This window comes from Tropicibacter sp. S64, from assembly GCF_049803835.1.
Classification (GTDB): Bacteria; Pseudomonadota; Alphaproteobacteria; order Rhodobacterales; family Rhodobacteraceae; genus Pacificoceanicola.
This window is the reverse complement of sequence record NZ_JBNAGK010000007.1, coordinates 184,601-205,605: the sequence shown is the minus strand read 5'-3', so window position 1 is coordinate 205,605 and position 21,005 is coordinate 184,601. Positions and strand designations below refer to the sequence as shown.

General features: G+C 67.5%; 15 protein-coding genes. 11 read left to right on the top strand and 4 right to left on the bottom strand.

The window, feature by feature from the left end:
- Positions 1 to 213: 213 nt before the first annotated feature.
- Together ACP159_RS13195 and mprF are read left to right on the top strand one after the other, a co-directional pair.
- Positions 214 to 1,431 (top strand): MFS transporter, encoded by a 1,218-nt coding sequence (locus ACP159_RS13195; RefSeq protein WP_425100192.1) that lies wholly within the window; start codon positions 214 to 216, stop codon positions 1,429 to 1,431.
- A gap of 148 nt (positions 1,432 to 1,579) precedes the next feature.
- Positions 1,580 to 4,165: a bifunctional lysylphosphatidylglycerol flippase/synthetase MprF gene (gene mprF / locus ACP159_RS13190; protein WP_425100191.1), complete on the top strand. Its 2,586-nt coding sequence runs from the start codon at positions 1,580 to 1,582 to the stop codon at positions 4,163 to 4,165.
- A gap of 93 nt (positions 4,166 to 4,258) precedes the next feature.
- Here the strand turns inward: mprF and ACP159_RS13185 are convergent, their stop codons facing one another.
- Positions 4,259 to 7,666, bottom strand: a complete 3,408-nt coding sequence (locus ACP159_RS13185; protein ID WP_425100190.1) for an indolepyruvate ferredoxin oxidoreductase family protein — start codon at positions 7,664 to 7,666, stop codon at positions 4,259 to 4,261.
- A 123-nt stretch (positions 7,667 to 7,789) separates the two neighbouring features.
- On the opposite strand from ACP159_RS13185, the gene ACP159_RS13180 reads away from it, so the two are divergent.
- From ACP159_RS13180 to ACP159_RS13160, 5 genes are read left to right on the top strand one after another with little or no spacing between them, the layout of a single operon-like run.
- Positions 7,790 to 8,260, top strand: a complete 471-nt coding sequence (locus tag ACP159_RS13180) for an Lrp/AsnC family transcriptional regulator (RefSeq protein WP_425100189.1) — start codon at positions 7,790 to 7,792, stop codon at positions 8,258 to 8,260.
- Between the two features lie 46 nt (positions 8,261 to 8,306).
- Entirely contained in the window at positions 8,307 to 8,966 is a 660-nt protein-coding gene (locus ACP159_RS13175; protein ID WP_425100188.1) for a CerR family C-terminal domain-containing protein, read from the top strand.
- On the top strand, positions 8,963 to 9,916 hold the full coding sequence (locus tag ACP159_RS13170; protein WP_425100187.1) for an HlyD family secretion protein: 954 nt from the start codon (positions 8,963 to 8,965) through the stop codon (positions 9,914 to 9,916). Before ACP159_RS13175 ends, ACP159_RS13170 begins: the two co-directional genes overlap by 4 nt.
- Positions 9,913 to 10,836, top strand: coding sequence for an ABC transporter ATP-binding protein (locus tag ACP159_RS13165; protein WP_425100186.1), 924 nt, complete (start codon positions 9,913 to 9,915; stop codon positions 10,834 to 10,836). The genes ACP159_RS13170 and ACP159_RS13165 overlap by 4 nt, the downstream gene beginning before the upstream one ends.
- A complete protein-coding gene (locus tag ACP159_RS13160; RefSeq protein WP_425100185.1) occupies positions 10,836 to 11,957 on the top strand; it encodes an ABC transporter permease in 1,122 nt (373 codons plus the stop codon). Before ACP159_RS13165 ends, ACP159_RS13160 begins: the two co-directional genes overlap by 1 nt.
- Positions 11,958 to 11,961: 4 nt before the next feature.
- On the opposite strand, the gene ACP159_RS13155 is transcribed toward ACP159_RS13160, so the two are convergent.
- Positions 11,962 to 12,918, bottom strand: a complete 957-nt coding sequence (locus ACP159_RS13155) for a zinc ABC transporter substrate-binding protein (protein ID WP_425100184.1) — start codon at positions 12,916 to 12,918, stop codon at positions 11,962 to 11,964.
- Between the two features lie 55 nt (positions 12,919 to 12,973).
- On the opposite strand from ACP159_RS13155, the gene ACP159_RS13150 reads away from it, so the two are divergent.
- Genes ACP159_RS13150 through ACP159_RS13140 form a run of 3 tightly spaced genes read left to right on the top strand, consistent with a single transcriptional unit; the run spans position 12,974 to position 15,048 of the window.
- Positions 12,974 to 13,483 (top strand): transcriptional repressor, encoded by a 510-nt coding sequence (locus ACP159_RS13150; protein ID WP_425100183.1) that lies wholly within the window; start codon positions 12,974 to 12,976, stop codon positions 13,481 to 13,483.
- Entirely contained in the window at positions 13,480 to 14,265 is a 786-nt protein-coding gene (locus ACP159_RS13145; protein WP_425100182.1) for an ATP-binding cassette domain-containing protein, read from the top strand. The genes ACP159_RS13150 and ACP159_RS13145 overlap by 4 nt, the downstream gene beginning before the upstream one ends.
- Positions 14,266 to 15,048, top strand: a complete 783-nt coding sequence (locus ACP159_RS13140; RefSeq protein WP_425100181.1) for a metal ABC transporter permease — start codon at positions 14,266 to 14,268, stop codon at positions 15,046 to 15,048.
- 132 nt (positions 15,049 to 15,180) lie between these two features.
- On the opposite strand, the gene ACP159_RS13135 is transcribed toward ACP159_RS13140, so the two are convergent.
- Complete coding sequence (locus tag ACP159_RS13135; protein WP_425100180.1) at positions 15,181 to 16,665, bottom strand: replicative DNA helicase; 1,485 nt, start codon at positions 16,663 to 16,665, stop codon at positions 15,181 to 15,183.
- Positions 16,666 to 16,860: 195 nt separating this feature from the next.
- Positions 16,861 to 17,532, bottom strand: coding sequence for an orotate phosphoribosyltransferase (locus tag ACP159_RS13130; protein WP_425100179.1), 672 nt, complete (start codon positions 17,530 to 17,532; stop codon positions 16,861 to 16,863).
- A gap of 398 nt (positions 17,533 to 17,930) precedes the next feature.
- Between ACP159_RS13130 and ACP159_RS13125 the strand changes: the two genes are divergently transcribed.
- Entirely contained in the window at positions 17,931 to 20,720 is a 2,790-nt protein-coding gene (locus tag ACP159_RS13125; RefSeq protein ID WP_425100178.1) for a bifunctional aconitate hydratase 2/2-methylisocitrate dehydratase, read from the top strand.
- Positions 20,721 to 21,005 lie beyond the last annotated feature (285 nt).

The following is a 21,005-nucleotide window of genomic DNA, read 5'->3' as shown; positions in this document are numbered from 1 at the left end:
TCCGCAGTTGCCTCCACAGGCCGCGATCGCTCCCACGATCGGCAACCGGCCCATGTCCCGGTGTGCCCCAAACCGTCCCGCGCCCCGCGACGAAACCGCGCTGCCAGTTGGTGGCGGGCGTCACGCGCCCGGCGGAGCATTGACCCGCATGCGCCTTTGGACCAACCATCGCCCCGACGGCGCCGGGCCAGGCCCAGAGACGGAAGGGCACAGATGAAACAGACCACGCGTGCCCCCGGGGCTACCCTGCGCCTGCCCGCGGGGATCTGGGTGCTCGGCTGTGTTTCCATGCTGATGGATGTCTCCTCCGAGATGATCCACGCACTTCTGCCGGTCTACCTGACAGCCGGTCTCGGGGCGACGGCCCTCGCCGTGGGCGTCATCGAGGGCATCGCCGAAGCCACCGCCGCGATCACCAAGGTCTTTTCCGGTGCGCTCTCGGACCGCATCGGGCGGCGCAAGGAACTGGCGGCACTCGGCTACGGACTCGCGGCGCTGACCAAGCCGGTGTTCCCGCTGGCGTCCTCCATCGGCTGGGTGATCGCCGCCCGTTTCATCGACCGCATCGGCAAGGGCATTCGCGGGGCGCCCCGCGACGCGCTGGTGGCCGACCTCGCGCCGGAGGGCCTGCGCGGCGCCGCCTTCGGTCTGCGCCAGTCGCTCGACACGCTGGGCGCCTTCCTAGGGCCGCTGCTGGCCATCGGACTGATGGCCCTCTTCGCCAATGATTTCCGCAGCGTGTTCTGGGTGGCGGTGATTCCCGCCGTCCTCGCGTTTGTCCTGATCCTCACCGCCGTCCGCGAACCGCCGCGCAGCCCGGACCTGCGCCCCGTGCGCCATCCGCTGTCCCGGGCGGAGCTGCGCCTGCTCGGCAAACCCTACTGGTGGATCGTCGCCGTCGCGGCCCTGTTCACGCTGGCCCGGTTCAGCGAGGCTTTCCTGATCCTGCGGGCCGAGGACAGCGGCCTGCCGCTGATGCTGCTGCCGCTGGTCTTCGTCGGCATGAACGCGGTCTACGCGCTCTCCGCCTGGCCGGTCGGGGTGGTCTCGGACCGGACCGGACGCGCCGGGCTGCTCGCCGTGGGGCTGGGCCTGCTGGTGGTGGCCGACCTCGTGCTGGCGCTGGCGCAGGGGCTGCCCGGGCTCGCCGCCGGGGTGCTGCTCTGGGGGCTGCACATGGGCTTCACCCAAGGGGTGCTGGCCGCCCTCGTGGCCGAATCCGTCCCAGCCGAACTGCGCGGAACCGCCTTCGGCATGGTCAACCTCGTCACCGGCCTTGCGCTGCTGCTCGCCAGCGTGATCGCCGGGGCGTTGTGGCAGGGTTTCGGCGCGGAATGGACCTTCCTCGCGGGCGCCGGCTTTGCCGCGATCTCCCTGGTCGCGCTGCTGCCGCTCTCGCGGCGGCTGGGCACTGCGGGCCGCAAGGCCTGACCCGACTCGCGCCCCGCATCGCAGATCGGGGCGCACGGGCTTTTGCGCAAGGAAGTCGGCCTATCCCGCAATGATGCTTTCCATTCCGGCACGGGACCGGGTAACCACACCCGGGCAACGACCTGGCAAAAACGATGCGGAGTGCGGGATGGCCCGACTGACCCTTCAATCCCTGCGACACGCGGCGCCCATCGCAATTGGCGCGGCGCTGTTCGCGGCCGGTCTCTACGCGCTCTACCACCTGCTCAGGCCCGTCGACCCGGCGGACATCGCGGCGCAGATCCGCGCCACGCCCACCGCCACGCTGGCCGCCGCCCTCGCCGCCACGGCGGTCGGCTATGTGGCGCTGATCTTCTATGACTGGTTCGGGCTGCGCTTCATCGGCCGCTCGCTGGATCGCAGCGTCGTCGCCTTAGGCGGCTTCCTCGGCTACGCCTTCGGCAACACCATCGGCGTCAGCGTGGTGTCCGGCGGCGCGGTGCGTTACCGGATCTACTCCGCCTTTGGTCTCAACGGCTTCGAGGTGGCGGCGGTCTCCGGCTACATCGGCCTCGCCCTCGGCACCGGGCTGACCCTCGTCGGAATCGCGGCGCTGGCCGTGCATCCCGGCGCGGTCGGAGTCTGGCTGCCCTACAGTCCGGGGACCATCCGTCTGGTCGCCGCGGCGATCACCGTGGTCTCGGTGCTCGCCATCGGCTGGCTCTCCGTGTCCCAGCGCAGCATCGGCATCCGTGGCCACCAGCTGCGCATGCCGCCGCCCGCCGACCTCTTCGGCCAGCTGGTGGTCACCCTGATCGACGTCGCCGCCGCCGCCTTCGCGCTCTGGGTGCTGCTGCCCGCAGGAAAGCCCGATTACGCCACTTTCATCGCCGTCTATGCCGCCGCCATGATGGTCGGTGTCATGAGCCACGTGCCCGGTGGCGTCGGCGTCTTCGAGACCGTGGTGATCGGCACCCTGCCCGCCTCCGTCCCGGTCAGCGACGCCGCCGCCGCGCTGCTGCTGTTCCGGCTGGTCTATTACCTCCTGCCCTTCGCGTTCGCCTTCCTGATCGTCACGCTCAACGAGGCCCGGCTGGCCAGCGGCATAGGGGCGCGCCTCTGGGCGCGGGCCCCGGGGATCCAGCCCGCGATTGCCACCCTGCATGGCCTCGCGCCCGGCCTCGTGGCGATCGTCGCCTTCGGGTTCGGCGCCTACCTGCTGCTCGTCACCATGATCCCCGCCGTCCGCGCCGACGCCATCGCCGAGCGCGATCTCGTCGGCGAGCTGCTGCTGGAGGGCGGCACCCTCGCCTCCGCCGTCGCGGGCGTGGTGCTGCTGATCACCTCGCACGGGCTCGCCCGCAAGGTCTCCTCCGCCTGGTGGTTCGCCATCTGTGCACTGCTGGTTGGCACCGCCGCCTCGCTGCTCAACGACTTCGGCATCGAGAATGCGGCGATCCTGCTGATCGGTGCACTGGCGCTGCTGCCGTTCCGGGGCGCCTTCGACCGTCCCGGGCGGCTGACCTCGGGGGTGTTCGAGCCGATGTGGTTCGTCACCGTCATCGGAACCGCCATCGTGGCCGCCGCCTTCTTCTTCTTCATGCACAAGGCGGTCCCCTTCTCCAGCGACCTCTGGTCTGAGTTCGCACACGATTCAAGCACGCCGCGCACGCTGCGGGCGGCGCTGGCGGCAACGGCGGTGCTGCTGTTCTTCGGGGTCTTCCTGCTGACACGCCCGATCCGCCGGACGGCCCCGGTCGATGCCGGCGCGGATGTCCTGTCGCGGGCGGCCAGCCTCTGTGCACAGGCCGACGATCCGCATGCCTGGCTTGGCCTGACCGGCGACAAGCGCTTCCTGTTCTCCGAGACCGGACGCTCCTTCATCATGTACGCCGTGCGCGGTGCATCCTGGGTGGCGCTCGGCGATCCGGTGGGCGATCCCGCCGAGTTCGAGTCCCTGGCCTGGTCCTTCGCCGAGCAGGCAACCCGCGCCAATGGCCGCCCGGTGTTCTACGAGGTCAGCGGCCGCAACCTCGCGCTCTGGCCCGAGCTTGGCCTGACACTGCACAAGATCGGCGAGGAAGCCGTCGTGCGCCTGCCGGAGTTCAGCCTCGCGGGCGGGCGTTTCAAGACCATGCGCGCCGCCCTGAACAAGCGGCGGAAGGATGGCTTCGACTGCACCCTGCTGCCCGCGCCGCATGATCCGGCGCTGATCGCAGAACTGCAAACCATCTCCGAGGCCTGGCTCGGCGGCAAGACCGGCAGCGAGAAGGGCTTTTCCGTGGGGCAATTCGACGCCGCCTATCTCGACCGCTTCGACATCGCCGTGGTGCGCAAGTCCGGCCGCATCGTGGCCTTCGCCAACATCCTCACCGCGGCGGACGGCACCAAGGTCGCCATCGACCTGATGCGCTACCTCCCCGAGGAAGCCTCCGGCCTGATCGAGTTCATGTTCCTGTGCCTGATCGAGCACTACAGGGACGCTGGTGCGGCGGAGTTCAGCCTCGGCACCGCGCCGCTCTCGGGCCTTTCCGAACGCTCGGTCGCGCGATCCTGGAACCGCTTCGGGCGGCTGATCTACCGCCACGGCGGCGCGTTCTACAACTTCGAGGGCCTGCGCGCCTTCAAGCAGAAGTTCCAGCCCGAGTGGCGCCCGCGCTATCTCGCCCTGCCGCCCAACGTCTCGCCGATGCGCGCGCTCGGGGACGTGGCGCTGCTGATCGCGGGCTCGGCGCGGGGGCTGATCGGCAAATGAGCACCGTCACACCCGGAGCCTGACCCGTCCGTAAACGGGTTCTGCCAGACCTGCCCGGTCACCAGCGCCGGCCTAGCCAGGCCGCGCGGCGCATCACCGGGCGCCATACGCCTCGAGGTCCGCGGCGATGGCCTGCCGCACCTGCGCCACGGCCTCCGCCTTCACCGGACCGAAGCCCCGGATCTCCATGACCCGTCCGGCAATCCGCGCGGCGTCGGCGGCATTGCCGGGTGTCAGACCGCCAGTCAGCCGGTCCAGCACGCCCCGGTATTCTTCGATCAAACCCCGCTCCATGCGCCGCTCCGCGCTGTAGCCGAAGGGATCGAACGCCGTGCCGCGCAGACGTCGCCCCTTCGCCAGAACCCGCAGCACCGGCTGCACCCAGGCACCGAACCGACGCTTCATCGGACGCCCTCGCGCATCCCTGCCCGGCAGCATCGGCGGCGCGAGGTGGTGAATGACGGTGAACTCTCCCTCGAACCGATCCTTGAGGCCCGCTCGGAACCCGGTCTCGCTGTGCAGCCGCGCCACCTCGTATTCGTCCTTGTAACTCATCAGCTTGAACAGACCCTTGGCCGCCGCCTCCGTCAACGGCCCCGCCGCGCCGGTGACCCGCACCTCCGCGTCCCGCACACCTGCAATCGCATCGCGATACCGCGCCGCCCATGTCGCGTCCTGATACTCCGCCAGGAACGCTTCCCGCCGCGCGATCTGCTCCTCCAGCGAGGCCACCGGCGCGGGCGTCAGCCCTGCCGCCGCCTCCACCGCCGCCGGGTCCTGCACCACGATCCGGCCCCAGCCGAAGGCGCGTTTGTTCAACTCCGGCTTAACCCCGTTCAATTCGATCGCCCGCATCAGCGCGTCCAGCGACAGCGGCACCAGCCCCGCCTGCCAGGCCGCGCCCAGCATCATCACGTTGGCAAAGACCGTCTCGCCCAGCAGCGCCTCCGACAACGCATTGGCATCGAGTGTCCGCAGCGCCCCGACCGCATCGGCCACCGCCTTGACCCGCGTCTCCACCCGCAAATCCGCATCCCGGTTCCGCACCAGATCCCCTGTCGGCATGACAGCGGTGTTCATCACCGCGCGGGTGCCCTTGTGGACCGTCTGCGAGGCCTTCGGCGAGGACGAGACCACCACATCGCAGCCGATCAGCGCATCCGCCGAACCCGGCTCCACCCGCACCTGGTTCACCCCGCCTTCGCCCATGCGGATATAGCTGATGACCGGCCCGAACTTCTGCGCAAAGCCCATGAAGTCGAGCACCGAGGCCGCCTTTCCCTCCAGGTTGGCCGCCATGGCGATCACTTGCCCGACCGTGACAACCCCGGTGCCGCCAACCCCGGTGACGACGATGTCCCACGGCTCTGCCAAGGACGGCAGCACCGGCTCCGGCAGCGCCTTCGACAGCCGTGCAAACGCCGCCTCGCCGCGCTCCACGCCTTTCTTCAACGTCGCCCCCTCGACCGTCACGAAACTCGGACAGAACCCGTTCAGACAGGTGAAATCCTTGTTGCAGGTGTTCAGGTTGATCTTCCGCTTGCGTCCGAACTCCGTCTCCAGTGGCTCCACGCTCAGACAATTGCTCTCCACCGAACAATCGCCGCAGCCCTCGCAGACCAGCGGATTGATGACCGCGAACCGCTTCGGATCGTCCATCTTCCCGCGCTTGCGCAACCGTCGTTTCTCCGTGGCGCAGGTCTGCTGGTAGATCAGCACCGTGGTCCCGGGAATCTCCCGTAACTCCCGCTGCACCCGGTCCATGTCGCTTCTGTCAAACGATTGAACACCGGGCAACGTCGGCAGGCCCTGTGGCTGATCCGACACCATCACCACCCGCTTCGCCCCCTCCGCCAGCACCGAGCGCGCAATCGCCTCGACCGAGATCGGCCCGTCCACATGCTGCCCGCCCGTCATCGCAACCGCATCGTTGAACAGGATCTTGAAGGTGATGTTGGTCCCCGCCGCAATCGCCTGCCGGATCGCCAGCGAGCCGGAATGGTAGTAGGTGCCCTCCCCGAGGTTCTGGAACACATGCCGGTTGCCGTTGAAGCGCGAGCGGGACACCCAATTCACTCCCTCGCCACCCATCTGGATCAGCGAGGTCGTGTTCCGCCCCATCCAGCTGGCCATGAAATGACAGCCGATACCGGCAAAGGCCTCCGACCCCTCCGGCACCTTCGTGGAAGTGTTGTGCGGGCAGCCCGAGCAGAAATACGGCGTCCGCGTCGCCCCCTCGACCAGGATCGGCGCCGGCTCCGCCGCCACATGGGCCGCCCGTTCCGTCAGGTCCACGATGCCGTTCCGCGCCAACCGCGCCGCGATATGCCGGGCCAGCATCACCGGGCCGAGTTCTGCCGTCCAGGGGATCAGCCGAGCCCCGCTCTCGTCCCGCTTGCCGACCATCCGGCGCGGCTTGCGGCCCGGGAAGTCATAGAAATACTCCTTCAGCTGGCTCTCGATGATGCCACGCTTTTCCTCGACGATCAGCAACTCGTCCTTCTCATGCGCAAAATCCAGCGCCCCGTCATGCTCCAGCGGCCAGACCATGCCGACCTTGTAGACGTCGATGCCAAGCGTCGCCGCCCGCGCCTGGTCGATCCCCAACAGCCGCAGCGCCTCCAGCACATCGAGATGCGCCTTGCCCGTGGTCACGATCCCGAACCGTGCGTCATGCCCCCATTCGGCGCGGTCGATCGGGTTGGCGCGGGCAAAGGCCAGCACGGCGTTCTTCTTGTGCTCCAGCCGTGCCTCGATCTGTGGCCCGGGCAGGTCCGGCCAGCGATAGTGCAGCCCATCCGCGGGCGGTGTGAACTCCGGCGTCACGAACGCCCGCTCGGGCGCGAGGTCGACGGCCATGCCGCTCTCCACCGTCTCCGAGATCGCCTTGAAGCCCACCCACATGCCGGAGAACCGCGACAGCGCATAGCCCCACTCGGCGAAAGGCAGGAACTCCGCCACATTCGCCGGATTCAACACCGGCATGAAGAAATTCATGAATGCGACGTCGGACTGATGCGACATGGACGACGAGACGCAACCGTGGTCGTCGCCCGCCACCACCAGCACCCCGCCATGCGGCGAGGCCCCGTAGGCGTTGCCGTGTTTGAGCGCATCCCCGGCCCGATCCACGCCCGGCCCCTTGCCGTACCACAGGCCGAACACCGCCTGACAGGTCTTGTGCGGATCGGTCTCCACCTGCTGCGTGCCGATCATCTGCGTCGCGCCGAACTCCTCGTTCACCGCGGGCAGGAAGGTCACGCCCGCCTCTTCGATCAGGGCGCGGTTGCGCCCGATTTCGAGGTCGATCCCGCCCACCGGCGAGCCGCGATAGCCCGAGACGTAGCCCCGCGTATCCAGCCCCCGCGCCCGGTCCCGCCGCGCCTGATCGAGCGCGATGCGCACGATGGCCTGCGTGCCGGTCAGGAACACGCGGCCCGAGGTCCGGGTGTAACGGTCGGACAGGGCGTAATCGCGCAGGATCGGGGTCTGATCGGTCATGGCGGGTCCTCCGGATTGGACAGGTTTGACGACCATCTTGCCCGAAATCCTGTGAAAAGGGCTTTCAACATTGTCACCAAACCGACACTCTTTGAACGCATCCCTTCACGAAACACCGACATCATGACATCATCCGATCACATCTCCGACTCCGACGCGAAACTCCTTTCGATCCTGCAGCGCGATGCCTCCGCCAGCACCGCCGAACTGGCGGAGGCCACCAACACCTCCCCCGCCACCGTCTGGCGCCGCATCCGGTCCCTCGAAGAGCGCGGCATCATCGGCCCGCCGGTGCGCCTTGTGGACCCCGCCAGGGTCGGGCGCGGCATGGATGTCTATTGCCAGATCCGGATGAAATCGCAGGACGCGGACAGCCGCGCCGCCTTCCAGCGCACCGTGGATGCGGAGCCGTCGATTCTCGAGGTCTACTCGGTCACGGGCGAGTGGGACTACATGCTGCACATGGTCGTCCGCGACATCGCCGATTTCGAGGCCATCCTGATGCGCCGCCTGCTGGAGCTCGACTGCGTCGCGGGCACGTCGACGATCTTCGCCCTGCGCCGGATCAAACACACGCGGGAGGTGCCGCTCTGATCGGGCTCGCTTGATTCAATCAAACGATTGATTTATTCTTTCACCCATGCCCGAGTCCTTCCAAATCCCCGAAGACGCCCCGCAGGGCACGCCCAAGGCGCTGCTCGACGCGGCACTCGACCTGTTCGGGCGCAAGGGGTTCGACGCCACCTCCACACGCGAGATTGCCGCGCAGGCGCAGACCAACATCGCCTCCATCGCTTATCATTTCGGCGGCAAGCAGGGCCTGCACGAGGCCTGCGCCGCCGAAGTCGCCCGCCGTCTTGCCGAGGCCGCCGCCCTCGGTCCGCTGCCGCAAAGCCTGCCTGCCGCGCAGGCCATCAACCTGCTCGAAGCGCTGCTGCGCCGCATGGTCTATTTCCTCCTGCTGGGCGAGCCCGGCGCGCCCGTCGTCCCCTTCATCCTGCGCGAGATGAGCAGCGGCAGCAGCGCGGCGCTCGACGTGCTCTATGACCGCGTGATCGCGCACAAGCACCGCGAGCTCTGCCATCTCTGGGCCGCCGCCACAGGGCAGGACGCGGGCAGTCCGCAGACCCGTCTCGCCGTCTTCGCCGCCCTCGGGCAGGTGATCTATTTCCGCATCGGCCTGCCGGTGATCCGCCGCCGCATGGGTTGGGACACCCTCGGTCCCACCGAGGCAAAAGCCATCGCCGACACCGTCGTCCACAGTCTCCGCGCTACAATCGAAGCGAGCCGCACGCCATGATCGACCTCATCTGCGCCCTGCCTTTCGCCGCTGCGCTCCTGAACCCCTGCGCCCCGCCGGGCCCCTTCGCCACCGGCTATGTGGAGGGTGATTACACCCTGATCGCCCCGGTCGCCGCCGCCCAGATCGAGCAGCTTCACGTCCGGCGCGGCGACGCGGTGCAGACCGGCGACCTGCTCGTCTCCATGCAATCGCGCGACGCCCGGATCGCCCTGTCGGAGGCGGAGGCCGCGCTTGCCCGCGCCGAAAGCCAGGCCGCGAACCTGACCGAGGGCAAGCGCGAGGCGGAGATCCGCGTGATCGAGGCCGCCCTCGCCTCCGCTACCGCGCAGGTGGCGCAGGCCGAGCGCGAGGCGGCCCGCTACGACACCCTCGTTCAACGTGGCGCCGCCACGCAGGCGCAGGCCGACGATGCCGACACCGCCGCCGATGTCGCCCGCGCCAAACGGGCGGAGATCGAGGCCAACCTCGCCGTTGCGCGGCTCCCGGCGAGACCGCAGGAAATCGCCGCCGCCAAGGCCACCGTCGATGGCGCCCGCGCCGCCCGCGATCAGGCGGCCTGGAACCTCGAACAACGCGCCCTGCACGCCCCCGGCCCCGGACGGATCGCCGATGTCATCCGCATCGAGGGCGAGATCGCCGGGCCGACCGCCCCGGTGCTCTCCTTCCTCGGCACCGGCGCGGTCAAGCTGCGGCTCTATGTGCCGGAAACCCAGCTCGCCCGCATCGGGCTCGACACCGTGCTCGACGTCCATTGCGACGGCTGCGCCGAGGGGCTGACCGCCCGCGTCACCTATATCGCCGACGGGCCGGAATTCACCCCGCCGGTGATCTACTCGCTCGAAAGCCGCCAGAAGCTGGTCTACCTGATCGAGGCCCGCCCGACCGAGGGCGCGGAGCTCAAGCCCGGCCAGATCATCGACGTCGCCCTCCCGGACACGCCGCAATGACCGCCGAGCCCGCCATAGACGTGCATGGCCTGACCAAGAGTTTCGGCGGGCGCACCGTGGTGGACGACGTGACGCTGACCGTGCAACGCGGCGAGATCGCGGGCTTCCTCGGTCCCAATGGCTCGGGCAAGACCACGACGATCCGCCTGATGTGCGGTCTGCTCTCGCCAGACGCCGGAACGGGCCGCGTACTCGGCTATGACATCCTGAGCCAAGGCCGCCGGATCAAGCTCGAAGTCGGCTACATGACGCAGAAGTTCTCCTTCTACGAGGACCTGACCATCGAGGAGAACCTGCGTTTCGTCGCCGGGCTCTACCGGCTGAAACCGGAGCGCCAAAGCGTCGCGGATACGCTGGCGGACCTCGGTCTGACCAGCCGCAAACACCAATTGGCAGGCTCGCTCTCCGGCGGCTGGAAACAGCGCCTCGCGCTCGCCGCCTGCATCATGCACCGCCCCAAACTGCTCCTGCTGGACGAGCCGACTGCAGGCGTCGATCCGCTGGCGCGACGCGAATTCTGGGACGAAATCCACCGCCTCGCCGGTGACGGCCTGACGGTCCTTGTCTCGACTCATTACATGGACGAGGCGGAGCGCTGTCACCGGATCAACTATATCGCCTACGGCCGGCTGGTGGCCTCCGGCACGGTCCCCGAGGTCATCGCCGAAGCGGGCCTGGTCACGTTCACCCTCTCCGGCCCCGGCACGGCTGAGGCTGCCAAACGGCTCAAGGGCATGCCCGGCGTCGATCAGATCGCCCCCTTCGGCACCACGCTGCACGTCGTCGGCCGCGACGGCGCGGCACTGGAGGCCTCCGCCCGGCAGGTCGCGCAGGCGACCAAAACCGCGCTTGTCAAATCCGAAACCTCGCTCGAAGACGTCTTCATCAAGCTGATGAACGCATCGCCGGACAACGCCTGATGGTCCGCTTTCTCTCCCCCCGCCGCCTGCTGACCCTCCTGCGCAAGGAAAGCATCCAGATGCGCCGCGACCGCATCACCTTTGCCATGATGCTCGGCGTGCCCTTGCTGCAACTCCTGCTCTTCGGCTTCGCCATCAACACCGACCCGAAGGAACTGCCCGCCGCGCTTGTCGCGCCGACGCAGGACCGCTTCACCCGCGCCATGGTCACGGCGCTGGAGCTGACCGGCTATTACCGCTTTATCGTCCCCGATGCGACGGCGGCACAGGCCGAGGCGATGATCGCCCGGGGCGATGTCGCCTTCGTCGTCACCGTGCCCTCCGACTTCGGCAGGCGCGTGGAGCGCGGCGAACAGGCGCAGATCCTGATCGAGGCCGACGCCACCGACCCTTCCGTCGCCTCCGGCGCCGTCTCGACCCTGAGCACCGTGGCGCAGCAGGCGCTTGTCCGCGAGACCGGCGCGGCAGCCACCGCGCCGCCCATCGAAACCGTCGTCCATCGCCGCTACAACCCCGAAGGCGTCACGCAATACAACATCGTGCCCGGCCTTCTGGGGGTGATCCTGCAGCTGACCATGGTGATGATGACCGCCATGGCGCTGACCCGCGAGATCGAGCGCGGCACCATGGAGACCCTGCTCTCCATGCCCGCAACCCCGCTGGAAATCATGCTCGGCAAGGTGCTGCCCTATTTCGTCGTCGGTGCGGTGCAGGTGGTGGTGGTCCTCGTCGCGGCCCGGCTGCTGTTCAGCGTGCCCTTCGTCGGAAAGCTGCACGTGATCCTCGCGGGCATCTTCCTGTTTGTCCTTGCCCTCGTGATCCTCGGCTATCTCATCTCCACCGCGGCCCGGACCCAGCTGCAGGCCATGCAGCTGACCTTCTTCTTCTTCCTGCCCTCGCTCATGCTCTCGGGGTTCATGTTCCCCTATCGCGGCATGCCGCTCTGGGCGCAGCGGCTCGGGGAGATCTTCCCGCTGACGCATTTCCTGCGCCTGATCCGCTCCGTCATGCTCAAGGGGGCCGACGCCACCACCGTGGCCGCCCCCTTCGCCGCGCTCACCGGCTTTGTCCTGGTCCTCGCCGCGCTGGCCCTGACCCGGTTCCGCCGGACGCTGGATTAGGGCCTCACAGGCAGCCGGCCAAAGCCACCGCCAGCCCCCGCAGCATGTCGCCATAAAGGCCCGGCCCCGGCTCAAGCCCCGATCCCATCGGGTCCAGAACCCCGGTCCGCGCGCCGCTGCCGTCCATCACTGCCGCGACGATCCCCGGATCGAACTGCGGCTCGGACAGCACGCAGGTCACCCCTTCCGCGGCCACGCGGCCCCGGATCTCCGCGATCCGCGCCGGGCTTGGCCGCGCCGCATCCGACAGGGAAATCGCGCCCGTGGCAGGCATGTCGAACGCCGCTTCGAAATACTGGTAGGCATCGTGGAAGACGATGAAATGCCCGCCGCGCACCGGGGCGAGGATGCCGTCGATCTCTGCCTTCAGCGCCGCCAGCTCCGCCTTCCCGGCCTCCGCATTGGCGGCATATGCCGCCGCGTGCTCCGGATCGGCCTGCGCCAGCACCGTCGCAATCGCGTCCAGCCAGACCGCGCCATTGTCCGGCGACAGCCAGGCATGCGGATCATGGGTGCCGTGCCCGTGGTCATGGTCATGGTCATGGTCATTTTCGTCGTCATGATCGGTGTCATGGGCGTCGCCGCCGTGTTCATGGGCCTCGAAAGACGCGCCCTCGCGCAGAGGCAGTTCCACCGTTCCGTCGGTCTCCAGCAACTCCAGGCTTACCGCCCCTTGCGCCAGGGACTCCATCGCCTCGCCCAGCCAGGGCGTCAGGTCCGGGCTGACCCAGACCACCACGTCCGCGTCCTGCAAGGCACCCGCCTGCGAGGGGCGCAGCGAGAATTCATGCGGGCTCGCCCCCGGCGAGACGATCAGCGACGGCTCGCCCACCCCTGCCATCACCTGCGCCACCAGCGCATGCACCGGGGCGATGTCCACCGCCACGCGCGGCACGTCAGCCAGGGCGGAACCGGACAAGAGCACGCCCGCGAGGGCGGAGGGCACGAGGTTTCTGGACATTGGCGACTCCATGTGATTTTATAACGTAACGTGCCGATACAGGATATATTATAACATGACAAGTGGCTCAGGCCGGGAAACCGCTGCGCCCGATCCCGTCGGGTTCGGCAAGCACGATCACAGGGGCTGCATCCGTGCCGCGCTTGCCGCCGCCGAATCGCATTGCGAGGCGGAAGGGCTGCGCTTTACCCCCGTGCGCCGCGCCGCGCTGGAAATCCTGCTGCAGGAGCACCGCGCCCTGGGCGCCTACGAGATGCTCGACCGTCTGAAGGAGGCGGGCTACGGCTCGCAGCCGCCGGTGGCCTACCGCGCGCTGGACTTCCTCACCGCCAACGGTTTTGCCCACAAGATCGAGCGCCTGAATGCCTTCATCGCCTGCGCCCACCCCGGCGAGGAGCATGCGCCCGCCTTCATGATCTGCCGCGCCTGCCAGTCCGTGGCCGAGGCGCAGTCCGCCCGCAGCGCCCTGGGCGAGGCCGCCCGCGCCACCGGCTTCACCATCGAGGGAACGCTGATCGAAGCGGTCGGCCTCTGCCCCGCCTGCGCCGGGAAAGCCGCGTCATGAGCCTCGTCTCCGCCCGCAACATCCGCGCCGCCTATGGCGGGCACACGGTGCTGCATGACGTCTCGCTCGACCTCCAGCCGGGCGAGATCGTCACCATCGTCGGCCCCAATGGCTCCGGCAAGACGACGCTGCTGCGCACGCTGATCGGCGCGACCCGGCCGGTCTCCGGCAGCATCACCCGCAAACCGGGCCTGCGCATCGGCTACGTGCCGCAAAAGCTGCACATCGACCCGACGCTGCCGATCACCGTGGCGCGGTTCCTGCGCCTGCCGGGCCGTACCGCCGAGGCCACCTGTACCCGGGCACTGGAGCGCGCCGGGGTGCCGGACCTGGCCGGGCGCCAGATGTCCGCCCTCTCCGGCGGCCAGATGCAGCGTGTGCTGCTCGCCCGGGCGCTGATCGCCGATCCCGAACTTCTGCTGCTCGACGAGGCAACGCAGGGCCTCGACCAGCCCGGCTCCGCCGCCTTTTACCAGCAGATCGAGCAGGTCCGGCAAGAAACCGGCTGCGCGGTGCTGATGATCAGCCACGAGTTGCACGTCGTGATGAGCGCCTCCGACCGGGTGATCTGCCTCAACGGCCATGTCTGTTGCGAGGGCACGCCGGAGATCGTCTCCGCCGCGCCCGAGTATCGCGCCCTCTTCGGCACCGGCACTGGCGGGGCGCTGGCGCTCTACCGGCACGAACACGATCACGCCCATGACGAGACCTGCGGCCACGATCACCCGCACGGCCACCCGCACGGGGCGCATTCCCATAAACCCACTGAGGCCGCCGAATAGATGCTTGACGATTTCATGACCCGCGCCGCCCTGGCCGGTGTCGGTCTCGCCGTGGCCGCCGCCCCGCTCGGCAGCTTCGTCGTGTGGCGGCGCATGGCCTATTTCGGCGATGCCACCGCCCACGCGGCGATCCTCGGCGTGGCCCTGTCCCTCGCGCTGCAGATCTCGATCTTCACCGGGGCGCTGGCCGTGGCGCTGGCCATGGCGCTGACGGTGAGCCTGCTCACCGGGCGCGGCCACGCCATGGACACGCTGCTGGGCGTGCTGGCGCATTCGGCGCTGGCCTTCGGCCTCGTCGCCGTGTCCTTCCTGTCGGGCATCCGCATCGACCTGATGGCCTACCTCTTCGGCGACATCCTCTCGGTCTCCAGGGCCGACCTCGGGGTGATCTGGACCGGCGCGGCGCTGGTCGCCGGGCTGATCGGCTGGCGCTGGTCGGCGCTGCTCACAGCGACGCTGAGCGAAGACCTGGCGTATGCTTCCGGCATCGACCCGCGCCGCGAGCAGCTGATCCTGACGCTGGCCCTCGCGATCACCGTCGCCGTGGCGATCAAGGTCGTCGGCGTGCTGCTGATCGCAGCCATGCTCATCATCCCCGCCGCCGCAGCCCGTCCGCTGTCGCGCACCCCGGAACAGATGGCCCTGACCGCGGCCGGGATCGGCGCGGTCTCAGCCGTCGCCGGTCTTTGGGGCGCCTACGCCCTCGACGCCCCGGCGGGGCCGTCCATCGTCTGCGTCGCGGCGCTGGTCTTTGTCACGACGAGCCTTCTCAAACGCGCTTGATTATCGGGAGAACCGCCCCCACCCTGACCCTCCCCAGAGGGGAGGGAACCCCACCCCCGGCAAACGCCGCACGAAAAAAGGGCGACCCCGCAAGGCCGCCCAGCTGCTCGATTATCCTGTGAAACCGACGCGTCAGAACCCGCCGCCGTCCTGCTGCCAGGGCTTCGCGAGGTTGCCGAAGCGCGTGAACTGGCTTTCGAAGGACAGCTCGACCGTGCCGATCGGGCCGTGGCGCTGCTTGCCGATGATCACTTCGGCCTTGCCGTGCAGGCGCGACATGCGGTCCTGCCATTCGGCCATCTTGTCCAGTTCGTGGTCGCCCGGCTTCTCGCGCTCGACGTAATATTCCTCGCGGAACACGAACATGACGACGTCAGCGTCCTGCTCGATGGAGCCGGATTCGCGCAGGTCCGAGAGCTGCGGGCGCTTGTCCTCACGGTTCTCCACCTGACGCGACAGCTGCGACAGGGCGATCACCGGGATATTCAGCTCCTTGGCGATGGCCTTGAGGCCCATGGATATCTCGCCGATCTCCTGCACCCGGTTCTCGGCGGTGCCGCGCAGCAGCTGGAGATAGTCCACGATGATCAGGTCAAGTCCATGGGTCCGCTTCAGCCGCCGCGCCCGCGCCGCAACCTGGCTGATCGGCAGCGCAGGCGTGTCGTCGATGTAGAGCGGGCAGGCCTCCAGATCCTTGGCGGCCTCGACGAAGCGGCGGAACTCGCTCTCGTCCATGTCGCCCTGGCGGATCTTGTGCGAGGAAATCTCGGAGGCTTCCGCCAGGATCCGCGAGGCCAGCTGTTCGGCGCTCATTTCGAGGCTGAAGAAGCCGACGACGCCGCCCTCCACCGCCCCGGTCGAGCCATCGGGCATCGTGCCCTTCTTGTAGGCCTTGGCGATGTTGAAGGCGAGGTTGGTCGCCAGCGAGGTCTTTCCCATCGACGGCCGCCCGGCGAGGATCAGAAGGTCCGACGGGTGCAGGCCGCCGAGTTTCTTGTCCATGTCGATCAGGCCGGTGGAAATGCCCGCCATGCCGCCGTCGCGCTGGTAGGCGGCGTTGGCCACGTTCACCGCCTCGGTCACCGCCTTCAGGAAGGACTGGAAACCGCTCTCGGTCTGGCCCTGTTCGGCCAGCTTGTAGAGCTTCTGCTCCGCCTCGACGATCTGCTCGCGCGGCTCGGAAGCGACATCGACCTTCGCGGCCTTCTCGGAAATCTCCTTGCCGAGGCCGATCAGGTCGCGGCGGATCGCAAGGTCATAGATCATCTGCGCATAATCGCGCACCGCGAAACTGGACACAGCACTGGCGGCAAGGCGCACGAGATAGGCCGGGCCGCCCAGTTCCTTCAGCCCCTCGTCGTCCTCCATGAACGCCTTGAGCGTCACCGGCGAGGCAAGCGCGTTCTTGGCGATGCGAGCGGCGGCGACCTCGTAAATGCGGCGGTGCACGGGGTCGTAGAAATGCCGGGCGTTGATCACCGAGGCGACGCGGTCATAGATGTCGTTGTTGGTCAGGATCGCGCCGAGCAGCTGCTGCTCCGCCTCGATGGAATGCGGCATGGTATCCGCTGCCTCGACCTGGATGCCTGCCGGGTTGATTGTCGTTATTTCGTTCATATCACTCCCCCAAGTGCTCGGACCTGTGCCCTATCGCAAGGCGCTGGTCTGGGGCAAACTGTATGTTTCTGGGGATAAGCTGTGGGCCTATCCGGCATACCGGATATTGCCACTTCATGCCCGCTCCGGTCAACATCTTGCGCCGGAGCGGGCGGATCGTGGCTTGTTCGCCACTTTGGAATTATTCTGTTTCGTTTATTTATTCGCCTGCGCGGCGCGCCAGGCGTGGGGGTCTTTCAGGAACGACTCGACTTCGCCCAGGACGCCGGCGTGCTGCGCCGGAGCTTCCGCCAGAACCTCCCACCAGGTGCACAGGTGATGCAGCGAAACGCCGTGATCGCCGAGGGTTTTGATCGTTTCCGGGAAGATGCCGTAATAGAAGATGACCGCCGTATGGGCGCAGGTCGCGCCGGTCTCGCGGATGGCATCGACGAAGGACAGCTTGGAGCCGCCGTCGGTGGTCAGGTCCTCGACCAGCAGCACCCGCTGGCCTTCAGTCATCGCGCCTTCGATCCGGGCATTGCGACCGTATCCCTTCGGCTTCTTGCGCACATAGGTCATCGGCAGCGCCATGCGCTCCGCCACCAGCGCGGCAAAGGGAATGCCCGCCGTCTCTCCGCCCGCGATGTTGTCGAAGGCCTCGAACCCGGCGTTGCGCATGACGGTAACCGTGAGGAAATCCATCAGCGTGGAACGGATGCGCGGGAAGGAGATCAGCTTGCGGCAGTCGATGTAGACCGGCGAGAGCTGGCCCGAGGCGAGCTTGAAAGGTTCGTCCTTCATGAAGTTCACCGCCTCGATCTCCCAGAGCATCCGGGCGGTCAGGCGGGCCATGTCTTCTTGGGTCGGGTAAGTCGAGGGGATCATCGGGCAGCACTCCTTTTGCCGATGGCCCTTAGCGGGTTTTGCACAGGCTTTGAAGTCCCCTGCGGCCCGCGCCCCCGATCCGTCGGGGCGGCCTCCCTCCCCTGCAGGGGAGGGTCGGGGTGGGGTACGGGTGGGTGGGCCGAAGCACCAGCCTGCCAAAGCCCGCCCAAAACCGCCGCATCCCGCCCCGATCCACCGGCTTTTGAGAGACAAATTGCCATATCCCCCCGGGAAACGCTCGACATCGCAAAAACTGTGGCGATATGCCCATGCCGAGCCTCTTGCGAGAAAATCGCGTTTGGTATACTGCCGCATACAAACCGCTTCTCCCGGCTATCAGGGCGCGAATCCCGGCCCGGGACACAAGCATTGGTCAACTCTGAACCCGAGGGACAGTCATGAGCTTGTACACCGATTACCTTGCCGAAATCGAAACCCGCAAAGCCGAGGGGCTGCACCCCAAGCCGATCGACGACGGCGCGCTCGTCGCCGAGTTGATCGAACAGATCAAGGACGCGGGTCATGAGCACCGCGCCGACTCGCTCAACTTCTTCATCTACAACACCCTGCCCGGCACCACCTCCGCCGCAGGCGTGAAGGCGGCGTTCCTCAAGGAGATCATCCTCGGACAGGCCGACGTCCCCGAAATCACCCCCGCCTTCGCCTTCGAGCTGCTCTCGCACATGAAGGGCGGCCCGTCGATCCGCGTGCTGCTGGACCTCGCCCTCGGCGACGACACCGCCATCGCCGAACAGGCGGCGGACGTGCTGAAAACCCAGGTCTTCCTCTACGAAGCCGACATGGAGCGCCTCGAGACCGCCTACAAGGCCGGCAACCCCGTCGCCACGGACATCCTCCAAAGCTACGCCAAGGCCGAGTTCTTCACCAAGCTCCCGGACGTCGACGGCGAGATCAAGGTCGTCACCTACATCGCCGCCGAAGGCGATATCTCGACCGACCTGCTCTCCCCCGGCAACCAGGCCCACTCCCGCGCCGACCGCGAGTTGCACGGCAAATGCATGATCTCCGAGCGTGCGCAGAAGGAAATCCAGGCGCTCAAGATCCAGCACCCGGACAAGCGCGTCATGCTCATCGCCGAAAAGGGCACCATGGGCGTCGGCTCCTCCCGCATGTCCGGCGTGAACAACGTCGCCCTCTGGACCGGCAAGCAGGCGTCGCCCTACGTGCCCTTCGTCAACTACGCCCCCGTGGTGGCCGGCACCAACGGCATTTCCCCGATCTTCCTGACCACGGTGGGCGTGACCGGCGGCATCGGCCTCGACCTGAAGAACTGGGTCAAGAAGTTGGATGAGAACGGCAAGCCGCTCCTGAACAACGAGGGCAACCCGATCCTCGAACAGCGCTACTCGGTCGAGACCGGCACCGTCCTCAAGATCGACACCAAGGCCAAGAAGCTGACCTCCGAAGACGGCGAGGAGCTGACTGACGTCTCCGCCTCCTTCACGCCGCAGAAGGTCGAGTTCATGAAGGCCGGCTCCTCCTACGCCATCGTCTTCGGCAAGAAGCTCCAGTCCTTCGCCGCCGAGACCCTTGGCATCGAGCCGACACCCGTCTTTGCCCCGAACAAGGAAGTCTCCCACGAGGGTCAGGGCCTCACCGCCGTCGAGAAGATCTTCAACCGCAACGCCCGCGGCACCACCCCGGGCAAGGTGCTGCACGCCGGCTCCGACGTGCGTGTGAAGGTCAACATCGTCGGATCGCAAGACACCACCGGCCTGATGACCGCGCAGGAACTGGAAGCCATGGCCGCCACGGTCATCTCCCCCTCCGTCGACGGCGCCTACCAGTCCGGCTGCCACACCGCCTCCGTCTGGGACAAGAAGGCCCAGGCCAACACGCCGCGCCTGATGAAGTTCATGAACGACTTCGGCGTCGTGACGGGCCGTGACCCCAAGGGCAAGTATCACGCCATGACCGACGTGATCCACAAGGTCCTGAACGACATCACCGTCTCCGACTGGGACATCATCGTCGGCGGCGACAGCCACACCCGCATGTCCAAGGGCGTCGCCTTCGGCGCGGACTCCGGCACCGTGGCGCTGGCGCTGGCAACGGGTGAGGCCACCATGCCGATCCCCGAGTCCGTGAAGGTCACCTTCACCGGCAAGATGGCCGACCACATGGACTTCCGCGACGTGGTCCACGCCACGCAGAAGCAGATGCTCGAGCAGCACGGCGACAACGTCTTCCAGGGCCGCGTGATCGAGGTGCACATCGGCACCCTGCTCGCCGACCAGGCCTTCACCTTCACCGACTGGACCGCGGAGATGAAGGCCAAGGCCTCGATCTGCATCTCCGATGACGAGACGCTCATCGGCTCGCTCGAACTGGCCAAGCACCGCATCCAGGTGATGATCGACAAGGGCATGGAGCATGAGAACGGCACGCTCGCCCGCCTCATCGCGAAGGCCGACGCCCGCATCGCGGAAATCCGCTCCGGCGAACGCCCCGCTCTGCGCCCCGATGCCGACGCGAAATACTTCGCCGAAGTCGTCGTCGACCTCGACAAGATCGACGAGCCGATGATCGCGGACCCGGACGTGAACAACGCCGATCCCTCGCGCCGCTACACCCATGACACCATCCGCCCGATCTCCTTCTACGGCGCGGAGAAGAAGGTCGACCTCGGCTTTGTCGGCTCCTGCATGGTGCACAAGGGCGACGTGAAGATCGTGGCGCAGATGCTGCGCAACATCGAGAAGGCCAACGGCAAGGTCGAGTTCAAGGCGCCGCTGGTCGTCGCCGCGCCGACCTACAACATCATCGATGAGCTCAAGGAAGAGGGCGACTGGGAGATCCTCCAGAAGTACTCCGGCTTCGAGTTCGACGATCTCTTCCCGAAGCAGCAGGCCCGCACCGAGTACGAGAACATGATGTATCTCGAACGCCCGGGCTGCAACCTGTGCATGGGCAACCAGGAGAAGGCGGCAAAGGGTGACACCGTGCTCGCCACCTCCACCCGCCTGTTCCAGGGCCGCGTGGTCGAGGACTCCTCCGAGAAGAAAGGCGAGTCGCTGCTCGCCTCCACACCGGTCGTCGTGCTCTCCGCCATCCTTGGACGCACCCCGAGCGCGTCGGAGTACAAGGCGGCGGTCGAGGGCATCGACCTGACCAAGTTCGCCCCGCCGCTCGCGGCCCCGGCGACTACGCAGTCGGCGCACTTCTGATCCGGCTCACGGGTTGACAACCGAAACGCCCCCGCAGGCAGCTGCGGGGGCGTTTTTGTATCCGCTCGTGCACCGCAGTCCCGGACCTGCTCCGGGACCTATCCCCCGGAAAATCCGTCCGTTAACCCTACGCGCCGCAACGTCACCGTGTCAGCCAGGATGGTATCGATACCATAATATCAAATCTGTACGAAAATCGGGGGGTGTTTGTACCAAACTCCGCCATTCCGGCCCGCAGGCAGGCCCGGGCGGCCCTGCGCGTTTCGGAAAGAAACCCGGCGAGGC